This is a genomic window from Buchnera aphidicola (Myzocallis carpini) (assembly GCF_964059025.1).
Taxonomy (GTDB): domain Bacteria; phylum Pseudomonadota; class Gammaproteobacteria; order Enterobacterales; family Enterobacteriaceae; genus Buchnera_L; species Buchnera_L aphidicola_AK.
In genome coordinates this window covers 73,111-86,332 of sequence record NZ_OZ060376.1, presented here as the reverse complement: position 1 = coordinate 86,332, position 13,222 = coordinate 73,111, and the positions used below count along the sequence as shown (strand labels likewise).

The following is a 13,222-nucleotide window of genomic DNA, read 5'->3' as shown; positions in this document are numbered from 1 at the left end:
ATATATCCTAAGAAATAATAATCATTCCTTTATCCAATTAGTATGATATATTCCTGCTTTATCATATCTTTTATACGTATGTGCACCAAAATAATCTCTTTGTGCTTGTATTAAATTTGCTGATGATTTTTCTGTACGATAACCATCATAATATGTCATTGCAGAAGAAAATGCAGGAATAGAAATACCTTGCATAATAGAATATGATACTACTTCACGTAAAGAATGTTGATATTTATTTGCTATTTCTTGAAATATAGGAGACAATAATAAATTAATAATGACATTATCATATTTATAAATTTTCACTATTTCATGTAAACAACTTGATTGAATAATACAACCTGATCTAAATATTTTTGCTATATTACTACAATTAAGATTCCAGTAATATTTTTTAGATGCACTACTTAATTGTGCAAATCCCTGAGTATAAGCAATAATTTTACTTAAATATAAAGCTTGTCGAAGTTTTTCTATAAAATCTTCTTTATTATAAACAATAGGAGCAATATTTGGACCAGCAAGTATCTGAGATGCTAACATTCTTTGAGATTTTAAAGAAGATAAATATCTTGCAAATACAGATTCAGTAATTATATTTAACGGTTGATTTAATGATAGTGCTTCCTGACAAGTCCATTTTCCTGTACCTTTTCCAACAGCTTCGTCTAAAATAATATCTATTAAATATTCACCACTATTATCTTTTTTAGTAAAAATATTTTTAGTAATTTCTATTAAATAACTATTTAATTCTCCTTGATTCCAAGTATCAAAAATTTTTGAAATATTTTTATTACTTAAATTTAAAAGTTTTTTCAAAATGCAATAAGTTTCAGAAATTAATTGCATATCAGCATATTCAATACCGTTATGTACCATTTTTACATAATGTCCTGCTCCATCTGGACCTACATAAGAAACACAAGGTTCTTCATTAAATTTTGCAGATATTTTTTTTAAAATTGGAAAAATAATATCATACGCTTTTTTCGAACCACCTGGCATTATTGCAGGTCCTGTTAATGCACCATATTCTCCACCAGAAATTCCTGATCCAATAAAACGAATTTCATGTTTTAGCAATAATTGATATCTTACTATCGTATCTTTATAAAAAGAATTCCCACCATCAATAATTATATCACCAGAATTTAAATATGGTATAATAGTAGAAATAGTTTCATCTGTTGGTTTTCCTGACTTAACCATTAATAATATACATTTTGGACTACTTAACGAATTGACAAAATCTTGTATTTGAAAATATGGAAAAATATTTTTATGATTATTTTTTGCAATCATTTGTTTTGTTTTTGTTGCTGTACGATTAAATATAGAAACATGGTAACCATGATTTGCAATATTTAAAGAAAGATTTCTACCCATAACAGCCATACCAATAACACCAATATCATTTTTTTGCATCTTTATAACCTCCAAAAAAAAGTACTATAAAATAGTATGATTTAATACAATACAATTATTAAATATATAAATATAAAAAATATTATTTATTGTATTTCTTTATTTTTATTACGTAATTTTAAATTACAAATAATATCATGAAAATCTATATTTTGATTATGTAATAAAACTAAAAAATGATATATTAAATCAGAAGATTCATTAATAATATCTTTTTTATTTTTATTAAGTGCAGCAATAACAACTTCAATCACCTCTTCTCCCAACTTTTGTACTATTCTATGAATACCAGTACTATGTAAAGTAGCAGTATATGAATTTACACAATTAATATTTTTTTTATTTTTAATATATTGTTCTAGATAAAAAAAATCAGTATAAGTTGTTTTTATCCCATTAAAACAACTGTTATTATTTAAATGACATGTATTTCTTATTGGATGTACTAATATTAGTAAACTATCCCGGTCACAATCTAATATTATATTTAAAACATTTAAAAAGTTTCCTGATTGTTCTCCTTTTTTCCATAATCTTTTTTTTGTTCTAGAATAAAAAACAACCATTTTTTTTTTTTGTGTTTCATATAACGCTTCTTCATTCATATATCCATGCATTAATATTTCAGAAGAAAAAAAATTCTGTATAATACATGGAATTAAGCCATCAGTTTTTTTCCAATCAATTTTTTTTAACAAATCATTATTTAACATACCCGAATTCTTATTCCTTTATTAATCAAAAAATTTTTTAATGTTTGAATATTAATAATATCATTGTGAAATACGGAAGCAGCTAATGCACCTTCTACATTTGTTTCTTGAAAAACTTCACAAAAATCATTCATACTACCTGCTCCACCAGATGCTATTAGTGGAACACGACAAATTTTTTTGATCATTTTTAATTGTTCTATATCATATCCATTGCATGTACCATCATGATTCATCATATTTAATACAATTTCCCCTGCACCTCTTTTTTGTACTTCTTCAACCCAAGATATGGTATCCCAATTTGTTTTTTGTACTTTTAATTCACAGCCAGTATACTGATATACAAAATACTCGTTATATGCTTGATCAAACCAAGAATCTATTCCTATTACGACACATTGCGATCCGAATTGATCAGCAATACGAGTTATTAAATCAGGATCGTTAATAGCTGAAGAATTAATTGAAATTTTATCGGCGCCGGACGATAAAATTTGTTGAACATCTTTAATATTTTTAATACCGCCTGCAACACAAAAAGGAATATTAATATATTCTGCTACTCTATAAATCCAATCTTTACTCACAGTAGTATTATTTACAGAGGCTTGAATATCATAAAATACTAATTCATCTGCCCCTTGTTCTACATATTTTTTAGCAAGCGATATAATATCTCCAACAATTTTATGATTTTTAAATTGTATTCCTTTTACTACACATCCTTCTTTAACATCGAAGCATGGAATGATCCTTTTTGCCAGCATTTTATTGCTCCTGCAATAGTAAATTTATTTTCCAATAAACTTTTTCCAATAATAACATCCTTAACACCGATATTTTTTAATCTTACAATATCATTGAGATGGTGAATACCACCAGAAGCTTGAAAATGAATCTTAGGAAACTGTAAAATCAAATCTTGATACAATGAAAAATTTGGACCTGACAAAGTACCATCTTTAGAAATATCTGTACATAAAACATATTTAATATCTACGGAAGATAATTCATGTAAAAAATCTTCTAAACAAATATTAGTATTTTTTTTCCACCCATTAATAAAAATTGTTTTTATATTGTTTTGAATAATATTAATATCTAATGCAACAACAATTCGCTGATTACCATAATATTCAATCCATTTCTTAACTTTTTTAATATTATTAATTGCTTCTGATCCAATAACTATTCTTTTCGCTCCTATTGAAAATAATTTATCTATTTCCTTTTTAGAATTAATACCTCCTGCCATTTGTATACATTCTTTAAAAGAAAAAATAATTTCATAAAATGCTTTACTTCTTTTTTGATTTCGAGTACGAGCTGATTCAAGATCTACTAAATGAATAATTTTAGATCCAGAAGCAATATATGTACTAATTAAATCATATACATAATAATCATAATATTTTACTGAGTCATAATTTCCTTGATATAATCTAACAACCTGGTTATTTAAAATATCTAAAGCTGGAATAATCATATTTTATATCTCTAAAAAATTTGAAAGTAATTTCGAACCCATTGCACCAGATTTTTCTGGATGAAACTGTACTCCAAAAAAATTGTTTTTTTGTACAATAGCACTAAAATGTACATTATAACAAGAAGTTGCAATTGTATATTTATTAATTGGATAAGCATAACTGTGAAGATAGTAAAACCAAGAACCTGTTTGTATTCCTTTTAATAAAACATTGTTTTTATCAAAATGTACTTGATTCCAACCAGTATGCGGTAAAGGTAAATCGTGAGAATCTAATAATAACACAGGAACACTAATAATATCTAACATATCGATTCCATAAGATTCATCGCTAAAACTAGATAATACTTGCATACCCAAGCAAATCCCTAAAACAGGACAAGTCATCTTTTTAATCACTTCATTTAATTGATTTTTATATAATTGTTGCATAATTTCTGAAGCACTACCTACTCCAGGTAATAATAATTTATCTGCAGTAGAAATAATATTAGGATCGTTTGTTATAATGGCATTATAACCTAGATGTTCAATAGATAATTTTATGGATAATAAATTAGCACATTGTGTATTTAATATTATAATATTCATTTATAATATTCCTTTCGATGTTGGTAGTACATTGCCAGTAACATTTACTGCTTTTTTTAATGATCGACCAAAAGCTTTAAAAATACTTTCAATTTGATGATGATCATTTTTTCCTGTACTAAATATATGAATAGTACTATTCATAGAATAAGATAAAGATCTAAAAAAATGTTCTACCATATTAGTACTAAAATTTCCAACATATTGATAATAAAATGTACTTTGAAATTTTAAATAAGGACGACCAGAAATATCTAATAAACAATATGCACAACTTTCATCCATAGGAACATAAAATCCAAATCTTTCAATACCAATTTTTGAACCTAAACATTTTAAAAGAGCATTACCTAAAACAATACCAATATCTTCTATTGTATGATGATCATCAATATCAAGATCACCCAAAACAGTTAAATTCATCACAATATTACCATGTATACAAATTTGTTCTAACATGTGATCAAAAAAATAAATTCCAGTATCTATTTTACTTATACCAGATTTATTTAACCATAGTTCCAATGTTATTTTTGTTTCTTTAGTATTTCTAATAATTTTTGCATATCTATCATTTTTCGAAATAATATCATAGATATTTCTCCAATTCATGCTTTTTTGGTTGTATAAAATACCATGAATACCCATTCTATTTGCTAATTCTAAATCTGTTTCACGATCTCCGATAACATAACTATGATCTTTATCTAATATATTATTTTTTAACCAAGGCATAACTAATTCAACATATGGTTTTCGACAATTACAACCATCGTTTATATTATGTGGACAAATTAATATATTCTGAAAATAAATACCTTGTGATTCAAATGTATCAATCATACATTTATGAGGTACAAAAAAAGATTCATAAGGAAATTTTTTAGTATATAAATCATCTTGATTACTTACTAATACCAATTTAAAATTTAATTTTATTAACTTTCTTAATATAAGAATCACAAAAGGCTCAAAAGTTAATTTATTAATTGAATCTATTTGAAAATTATCAGTAGGTTCGTGAATTAAAGTTCCGTCACGATCAACAAATAATATTTTCTCTTGCACGATGCTCACCTTTATAATTTAAAAAAAGAATTATATGATATTTTTTAACGCAATAATTAATTTTATACATTCTGTTTTATTTCCTATAGATATTCTAATACATCCTTTTAAAGTTTTTTCATGATTTTGGTTTCTAACAATAATCCCTTGATCCCATAATTTTTGAAAAACAAAATCAGAACGAAAAAATTTTACTAATACATAGTTCGTACTAGTAGAAAAAATTTTTTGTACTACATGAATATATTTTAATTCTTTTAATAACCATATTTTATTTTTTTGGATTTGTAATATATTCTGTTTCATACATGCAATGTTAGATGGTTCTAGTGCTTGAATTGCAATATCTATCGTAGGAGAAGATAATGGATATGGTGCAATTACTTTTTTTAATAAATCAATAATATCTTTATGTGCTATAGCAAATCCACATCTAATACCTGCTAATCCAAAAGATTTAGATAATGTTCTTAAAATAACCATATGAGAATATTTTGATAATAAAAATATCAGAGTATTCTCCAAACAAAATTCAATATATGCTTCATCAATCACAACAATAGATTTACCAACAGTCATTTCTAGTATTATAATAATATCTTTTATATTAAAAATATGACCAGTAGGATTGTTAGGACGACATATATATATTAGTTTTACAAGATGTAGATTCAATTTTAAAGATTGAATATCCAGTGAAAAATTATCTAACATATTTATAGAAATATTCTTAATATTATAAATTTCAGCAATTTTAGAATACATAGTATATGTCGGTGGGAATGTCATAATACATTCTTTATTAGGTATACAAAATACTTTCATTAATAAATCAATTGCTTCATCTGCACCTCTACTAATTAAAATATTTTCTATTTTTACATTAGCATAAGTAGCATAATAATCAAGTAATTTTTTTGATTGAAATTCAGGGTATCGATTAAAAACATATTGATGTAAAAAAAATTTTTTAGACATAGGAACTTCATTTGCATTTAACCAGACATCCCCCTTTCCACCAATAGATCTTGCCGATTTATATGGTTGTAGTTGTAAAATATGTTTTCTAGATAAACTGTGGATATTATTTTTCATATTCATTCCTGCATGGCATTAATACGTACTGTAATAGAATTTTTATGAGCATCCATTGTTTCTGCTGAAGATAATACTTTTACGATATTTGAAATATTTTTTAAACCATTTATAGTTAATTCTTGAACATTAATTTTTTTTTGAAAATCCAAAACACTTAATCCTGAATATGATATAGCATTTTTATTAGTTGGAAGTACATGATTTGTTCCAGAAGCATAATCTCCTACAGATTCTGGAGACCATAAACCTAAAAATACTGAGCCAGCATTAACAATTTTTGAAAGAATCGATCTAGGATTTTCTGTTTGAATAATTAAATGTTCAGGCGCATATATATTAGAAATACTAATACATTCTAATATATTTTTTACTAAAATAAAACGAGTATGTTTTAATGCTTTTAAAATAATTTCTGACCTGGATAAATATATCAGTTGTTTATTAATTTGTATAATAACTTGTTCTAAAATATATTTATCTGGTGTTAAAACAATTACTTGCGAATCTGTACCATGTTCTAATTGTGATAATATATCTGATGCAATAAAAGTGGGATTTGATGTTTTATCAGCAATAATTAATAATTCCGAAGGACCTGCAACCATATCAATAGATAACCCTGGAACTAATCGATTTAATTGTATCTTTGCTTCTGTAACATATGCATTCCCTGGACCAAAAATTTTATTTACTTTTAAAATAGTATCTGTACCAAAACCAAGAGCTGCAATAGCTTGTGCACCACCAACAGAAAATATATTTTCAATACCACAAACATTAGCAGTATATAAAATTTCATTGGTAATAGGAGGTGGAGAACATAATATAATATTTTTACAACCTGCAATACGAGCAGGTATTGCTAACATAAGTACAGTAGAAACTAATGGAGCAGTACCACCAGGTACATATAATCCAACTGATTCTATTGGAAGAGTAATTTGTTGACAGCGTATTCCCCGTTGTGTTTCTATATCTATCGGTTTTATATTTTGTTGCATATGAAATAATTCAATATTTTTTTTTGCAATTAAAATAGCATCTTGAAACGCTTTACTAACAAACAATTGTGCATTATTAATATTTTTTTTATCCACTTTGATATTTTTTAAATGGATATTATCAAACTTTTCAGTATATTTATTTAACGCCATATCTCCAAATTTTTTAACATCATGTATTATAGATTTTACTACATCAGATAAGTTATCAATTTTAGATGTTATTGGACGTAGCAACATTTTTTTTTTTTTTATACTACTTAATAACTCCCAGGAAATTATTTTATCTTTTGATAACATATATTTATTCCATCATTTTTTCAATTGGTAACACTAAAATAGCACTAGCCCCTAAAACTTTTAATTGTTCCATAGTTTCCCAAAATAATGTTTCACTACTTACCATGTGTATAGCAACTTTATTTGTTTCTCCAGCTAATCTAGAAATAGTAGGATGTTCTGCACCATGTAATAAAGATATTATTGATTGTACTTTAGAAGAAGGTGCATGTAACATAATATATTTTGATTCTCGAGCTTTTATAACACCTTGAATACGAGTTATTAATTTTTCAATTAATATTTTTTTAACACTTGGTAATGGTCCTAAACGAGATACCAAACATGCTTGTGAATTATAAAGAATTTCAACTTCTTTTAAACCATTCGCTTCTAGCGTTGCTCCAGTAGAAACTAAATCACAAATTGCATCAGATAAACCTGCAACTGGTGCAACTTCTACAGATCCATTAAGTATAAAAAAATTAAAATTGATATTTTTTTTATCAAGATATTTTTTTAATAAATAAGGATACGAAGTCGCAATACATGCATTTTGTAAAGATAATAAATTAACATATTTTTTACTACAAGGTATTGCTAAAGATAATCGACATTTTCCAAAATCAAGACGTTGTAAAATTTTATACAATATTTTTTTAGACTGTATTCCACGTCTTAATAATTCTTCTTCAAGAACATTTTCTCCAACAATACCCAAATCAACAACTTGATCCATTACTAATCCTGGAATATCATCATCTCTTACCCGAAAAATATCAATAGGCATATTTTCAGAAAAAGAAATTAATTCTTGTTTTTTTAAGTTAATTTTAATACCACATGTCGTTAACAATTTTATAGAATCTTCACTTAAACGACCTGATTTTTGCATGGCAATACGTAATCGATTGTTATCTAACATGATATTACCTTAAATATTTAATATACAAAATCTCATTTATATATAACGTTATTTACTAAAAATACAATTTCTAAAATATCAATATTATAATATCATAATAAATCATTAAACATGGATATACATTATCATGTTAAGTAATTTTATATATAGAAATTCATTTCTAGTATATTTATCAAAAATAATAATTATTTTTGTAATAATCCGAATAATGTGGTATTGTGCCCAAAAATATTAGGTTCTTGATAAAAAGCTATAGTATCTGGATGTTGCGATAACCAAATTGGGACATTACGTTTTAATATATTTTTCCCATGTCCATGAATAATTGCAAAACAAAAAATTTTTTCTTTTTTACAAAAAAAAAATAATTTCCCTAATTCTTTTTTTGCAGTATTTTGATTCACTCCATGAAAATCCAAAAATAATTCTGGAAAATATTCTTTATTTTTTAATTTTTTTAATTCTTTCCTACACAGTTCATCTCTAACATACGAAACTGGATTTTTTTTAATAATTTTTTGAGAAAAATTACTTTTAAAAAAATAACTATGTGCATCTTCTTGGTAAATATTTCTTTTTTCAAAATATTTCTGATTTAATTTATATTTTTGAGAATGAAAAATAGTATCTTGTTTGATTTTTTTAATTCCTCTAACTTCCTCGTAAAATGATTTAATTTTCTTAGAACAAATAGAGCGATTTTTAATCATAAAATGTACCAGATATGTATTTTAATATATAAAAATATTATGTATTATAATAAAAATTATCTAACGTTACATGAATGATCATTTTCTATTTATAATATATATATTAATATGTATAATAAATTTTTATACATAAAATTTTACAATCAAGATATATCATAATATTAACATAATTTATAATTTATATAAATATATAACAAAAATTATTTAATATAATTAAATCAAATATATGCATTAAAGGAAATCATTATGCCTGGGAATAGTATAGGAAAAATATTTAAAGTACATACATTTGGAGAATCGCATGGAATCTCCCTAGGTTGTATTATTGATGGTATGCCACCAGGAATACAAATATCACAAAAAGATTTACAAAAAGAATTAAATCGTAGAAAACCTGGAACATCAAAATATACTACACAACGCCGAGAACCTGATACTGTTGAAATTTTATCTGGAACTTTTCAAGGAAAAACAACTGGTACTAGTATTGGTTTAAGCATTAAAAATACCGATCACCGATCACAAGACTACGAAAACATCAAAAATATATTCAGACCAGGACATGCAGATTATACTTATTTTATGAAATATGGAATTCGTGACTATAGAGGTGGAGGCAGATCTTCTGCTAGAGAAACAACTATGAGAGTCGCTGCAGGAGCTTTTGCAAAAAAATACTTAAAAAACATTTATAATATTAAAATCAGAGGATACCTATCACAAATAGGAAATATTAAATGTCAGATAAAATCATGGAGTCAAATTAATAAAAATCCATTTTTTTGTCCTGATAAAAAAAAAATACCAAAAATAGAAAATTTTATTAAAGATTTAAAAAAAAGAAGAAATTCAATCGGAGCAGAAATTACTATTATTGCAAAAAATATTCCTATAGGATTAGGAGAACCTGTTTTTGATCGTTTAGATGCCGATTTAGCTCATGCACTCATGAGTATTAATGCTGTTAAAGGAATAGAAATAGGAGATGGATTTTCTGTAATTAACCAATTAGGTTCTGAAAATAGAGATGAAATTTCTCAAGACGGTTTTTTAAGTAATCATGCAGGAGGAATATTAGGAGGAATTAGTAATGGAGAACCTATAATTATAAAAATAGCTCTAAAACCAACATCTAGTATTGATATCCCTATTAATACAATTACTGAATCTGGAAAAAATACTAAAATTCAAGTAAAAGGTAGACACGATCCCTGTGTAGGAATTAGAGCAGTACCAATCGCAGAAGCAATGACTGCAATTATAATTATGGATCATATGTTACGATTTCAAGCACAATGCGGAAAATAAACATATCAATTATAATAATATATATTTCACAAAATATCACTATACACTTTAAAAGTAAATCAGTAAAAATTCATTTTTATGACTTGTCAAAATAAATTTTATTTTTTTACAAAAAATAATATATTTTTATAATATTTTTAAATCTCCTTTCAAAATATATTATATATTTTACAATATATAAAATATTATATAATACAAAAAAATCATTTTAACAATTTATTACGATAAAACCATAATATTATTATTTTTATCAAAATATATAATATATACAATCTTACCAAAATAATTCAAAAAATTAATCTTTTAAAAAAATTAATATTTAAATATATTTCATTTTATTAATTTCATCTACATATTATATTGTATGTAGTAAAAATCATCATTTTAAATATTAATACCAAATAAAATTAACAATCATCATGAATATAATATACAGTAAAAATTGATAGGAGAAAAAAATGTTTACAGGAAGTATCGTCGCAATCATTACACCAATGACATCAGATGGAAAAATTTGTCGTTCTAGTTTAAAAAAACTTATTCAATACCATATAAAAAATAAAACTAAAGCCATTGTTACTGTTGGTACAACAGGAGAATCTGCTACATTAACTCAAAAAGAACATAATAAAGTGATATTATTATCAATAGAATTTGCAGATAATAAAATACCAATTATAGCAGGTACAGGCGCAAATTCTACTAAAGAAGCTATATTGTTAACAAAAAAAATAGAATATTCAGGCGTTCATGCATGTTTAACGGTCGTTCCTTATTATAACAGACCTACTCAAAAAGGATTATATCAACATTTTAAATCTATTTCAGAAAATACAAATATTCCACAAATTTTATATAATGTTCCAAGTAGAACAGGTTGTGATATATCCCCTGAAACAGTAATTCAATTATCTAAATTTAAAAATATTATAGGAATCAAAGAAGCAACAGGGGATTTATCAAGAGTACATCAAATAAAACAATATGCTAAAAAAAACTTTTTACTAATCAGTGGAGATGATAGTACTGCTTTAGATTTTATGCAACTCGGAGGTCATGGCGTCATTTCTGTTACAGCAAATATAGCAGCTAAAGAAATGTCCAACATGTGTTCTTTAGCTTTGCAAAAAAAATTTTGTGATGCTAGAAGGATTAATAACACCTTAATGCCAATACATCAATCGCTATTTCTCGAACCAAATCCAATACCAATTAAATGGGCTGCCTGGAAATTAGGAATGATTCAAAATAATTACATAAGATTACCATTAACCCAATTATCTTACAAAACGCAATTAATACTAAAAAAGTCTTTACGTATATCAAAACTACTTAATTGATTTTAAGATCTATAATACCAATAAAAAACTCAACAAAATATCTAAAATATATAATATCAATATAACCATTCACAGAGTATCACATATTGATACTCTGAAATATTTAATAATTTTTTATATTAAAATTTTTTCCATAATACTTTGATACATTAAACTTAATATTTGTAAATCTGTTATTTTAACACATTCATTGACTTTATGAATCATATTGTTTACTGGTCCTAATTCAATAATTTCAGAAGCAATATTTTTTATAAATCTACCATCTGAAGTACCTCCACTGGTAGATAATATTGGTTTTAAATGATTATATTGATAAATAGAATGAACAGCAATATCAATTAATTTTTTTGAATGTGTTACAAACGGTTCACCAGATAATTTCCATGTAATAGAATATTCTAAACCACATTTTGCCAATAAAGAAATCACTTTCTCTTTTATTTCTGCAACTGTAATATCTGTTCCAAATCTAAAATTAAACCTTAACATTAATTCTTTTGGAGTAACATTTTCACTACCTATACCAGAAAATATATTTGAAATTTGTAAACTAGTAGGTACAAAATATTTATTTCCTGTACTCCACTGCATATTTGTTATTTGTTTCAAAAAAGATAGAATTAAATGTATTGGATTTTTTGAAAATTCTGGATATGCTATGTGTCCTTGTACACCATAAACTACTAAATGAACATTTAAAGAACCTCTACGACCAATCTTAATAATATCACCAACAACTTTATTACTAGTAGGTTCTCCTACAATACAATAATCAATATTCTGTTTCATAGATTGTAAATATTCTATAATTCGTATTGTTCCATCCTCTGCACTCGATTCTTCATCAGAAGTAATTAAAAAAGACAATCTTCCTAAATGATTAGGATGGGCATAAATAAAATTTTCAGCAGCAATAATCATAGCTGCTAATGATCCTTTCATATCTACTGCACCCCTACCAAATAAATACCCATCTTGGATGATGGGTATAAACGGAGGATGCTTCCAATTTTTTTCATCTCCAACAGGTACAACATCTGTATGTCCAGCAAAAGACAATGTTTTTCCATTTCCTTTATAAGCTAATAGATTACTAGTATTATTTCGTTTTAAAGGTATGACTTTAAAACCAATATACGATAATCGATCAGCAATAATTTTTTGACATCCACCGTCAGTAGGACTAATAGAAGGTATAGAAATCAACTGTTGTGCTAAACTAATTACTGGACAATTCATATTTTTACACTCAATGAAATTTTA

General features: G+C 25.5%; 13 protein-coding genes. 2 read left to right on the top strand and 11 right to left on the bottom strand.

Going from position 1 to position 13,222, the window contains the following annotated elements; translation table 11 throughout:
* Nucleotides 1–21 precede the first annotated feature (21 nt).
* The 10 genes from gnd to smrB form a co-directional block, all read right to left on the bottom strand.
* Nucleotides 22–1,431, bottom strand: coding sequence for a decarboxylating NADP(+)-dependent phosphogluconate dehydrogenase (gene gnd / locus AB4W53_RS00415; protein WP_367671967.1), 1,410 nt, complete (start codon nt 1,429–1,431; stop codon nt 22–24).
* Nucleotides 1,432–1,517: 86 nt separating this feature from the next.
* Nucleotides 1,518–2,144, bottom strand: coding sequence for a bifunctional phosphoribosyl-AMP cyclohydrolase/phosphoribosyl-ATP diphosphatase HisIE (gene hisIE / locus AB4W53_RS00410; protein ID WP_367671965.1), 627 nt, complete (start codon nt 2,142–2,144; stop codon nt 1,518–1,520).
* Nucleotides 2,138–2,914: an imidazole glycerol phosphate synthase subunit HisF gene (hisF, locus tag AB4W53_RS00405; protein WP_367671963.1), complete on the bottom strand. Its 777-nt coding sequence runs from the start codon at nt 2,912–2,914 to the stop codon at nt 2,138–2,140. Before hisF ends, hisIE begins: the two co-directional genes overlap by 7 nt.
* A complete protein-coding gene (locus AB4W53_RS00400) occupies nt 2,863–3,633 on the bottom strand; it encodes a 1-(5-phosphoribosyl)-5-[(5-phosphoribosylamino)methylideneamino] imidazole-4-carboxamide isomerase (RefSeq protein ID WP_367671961.1) in 771 nt (256 codons plus the stop codon). Before AB4W53_RS00400 ends, hisF begins: the two co-directional genes overlap by 52 nt.
* A 3-nt stretch (nt 3,634–3,636) precedes the next feature.
* Complete coding sequence (hisH, locus tag AB4W53_RS00395) at nt 3,637–4,227, bottom strand: imidazole glycerol phosphate synthase subunit HisH (protein WP_367671959.1); 591 nt, start codon at nt 4,225–4,227, stop codon at nt 3,637–3,639.
* The gene (gene hisB, locus AB4W53_RS00390; protein ID WP_367671958.1) at nt 4,228–5,295 is read right to left on the bottom strand and encodes a bifunctional histidinol-phosphatase/imidazoleglycerol-phosphate dehydratase HisB; all 1,068 of its coding nucleotides are present in this window, start codon (nt 5,293–5,295) and stop codon (nt 4,228–4,230) included.
* 30 nt (nt 5,296–5,325) lie between these two features.
* Complete coding sequence (hisC, locus tag AB4W53_RS00385) at nt 5,326–6,390, bottom strand: histidinol-phosphate transaminase (protein WP_367671956.1); 1,065 nt, start codon at nt 6,388–6,390, stop codon at nt 5,326–5,328.
* A 2-nt stretch (nt 6,391–6,392) separates the two neighbouring features.
* On the bottom strand, nt 6,393–7,694 hold the full coding sequence (hisD, locus tag AB4W53_RS00380) for a histidinol dehydrogenase (RefSeq protein WP_367671955.1): 1,302 nt from the start codon (nt 7,692–7,694) through the stop codon (nt 6,393–6,395).
* A gap of 4 nt (nt 7,695–7,698) precedes the next feature.
* Nucleotides 7,699–8,598: an ATP phosphoribosyltransferase gene (gene hisG / locus AB4W53_RS00375; protein WP_367671954.1), complete on the bottom strand. Its 900-nt coding sequence runs from the start codon at nt 8,596–8,598 to the stop codon at nt 7,699–7,701.
* 185 nt (nt 8,599–8,783) lie between these two features.
* The gene (smrB, locus tag AB4W53_RS00370; RefSeq protein ID WP_367671952.1) at nt 8,784–9,308 is read right to left on the bottom strand and encodes an endonuclease SmrB; all 525 of its coding nucleotides are present in this window, start codon (nt 9,306–9,308) and stop codon (nt 8,784–8,786) included.
* A 246-nt stretch (nt 9,309–9,554) separates the two neighbouring features.
* On the opposite strand from smrB, the gene aroC reads away from it, so the two are divergent.
* Nucleotides 9,555–10,616: a chorismate synthase gene (gene aroC / locus AB4W53_RS00365; RefSeq protein WP_367671951.1), complete on the top strand. Its 1,062-nt coding sequence runs from the start codon at nt 9,555–9,557 to the stop codon at nt 10,614–10,616.
* A 458-nt stretch (nt 10,617–11,074) separates the two neighbouring features.
* Nucleotides 11,075–11,956 (top strand): 4-hydroxy-tetrahydrodipicolinate synthase, encoded by an 882-nt coding sequence (gene dapA / locus AB4W53_RS00360; protein WP_367671950.1) that lies wholly within the window; start codon nt 11,075–11,077, stop codon nt 11,954–11,956.
* Nucleotides 11,957–12,070: 114 nt separating this feature from the next.
* Here the strand turns inward: dapA and dapE are convergent, their stop codons facing one another.
* A complete protein-coding gene (dapE, locus tag AB4W53_RS00355; protein WP_367671949.1) occupies nt 12,071–13,198 on the bottom strand; it encodes a succinyl-diaminopimelate desuccinylase in 1,128 nt (375 codons plus the stop codon).
* Nucleotides 13,199–13,222 lie beyond the last annotated feature (24 nt).

Excerpts from the sequence above, each read along its gene's own strand:
- gnd (WP_367671967.1), bottom strand. The coding sequence starts at position 1,431 with ATGCAAAAAAATGATATTGGTGTTATTGGTATGGCTGTTATGGGTAGA.
- hisIE (WP_367671965.1), bottom strand. The coding sequence starts at position 2,144 with ATGTTAAATAATGATTTGTTAAAAAAAATTGATTGGAAAAAAACTGAT.
- hisF (WP_367671963.1), bottom strand. The coding sequence starts at position 2,914 with ATGCTGGCAAAAAGGATCATTCCATGCTTCGATGTTAAAGAAGGATGT.
- AB4W53_RS00400 (WP_367671961.1), bottom strand. The coding sequence starts at position 3,633 with ATGATTATTCCAGCTTTAGATATTTTAAATAACCAGGTTGTTAGATTA.
- hisH (WP_367671959.1), bottom strand. The coding sequence starts at position 4,227 with ATGAATATTATAATATTAAATACACAATGTGCTAATTTATTATCCATA.
- hisC (WP_367671956.1), bottom strand. The coding sequence starts at position 6,390 with ATGAAAAATAATATCCACAGTTTATCTAGAAAACATATTTTACAACTA.
- hisD (WP_367671955.1), bottom strand. The coding sequence starts at position 7,694 with ATGTTATCAAAAGATAAAATAATTTCCTGGGAGTTATTAAGTAGTATA.
- hisG (WP_367671954.1), bottom strand. The coding sequence starts at position 8,598 with ATGTTAGATAACAATCGATTACGTATTGCCATGCAAAAATCAGGTCGT.
- smrB (WP_367671952.1), bottom strand. The coding sequence starts at position 9,308 with ATGATTAAAAATCGCTCTATTTGTTCTAAGAAAATTAAATCATTTTAC.
- aroC (WP_367671951.1), top strand. The coding sequence starts at position 9,555 with ATGCCTGGGAATAGTATAGGAAAAATATTTAAAGTACATACATTTGGA.
- dapA (WP_367671950.1), top strand. The coding sequence starts at position 11,075 with ATGTTTACAGGAAGTATCGTCGCAATCATTACACCAATGACATCAGAT.
- dapE (WP_367671949.1), bottom strand. The coding sequence starts at position 13,198 with ATGAATTGTCCAGTAATTAGTTTAGCACAACAGTTGATTTCTATACCT.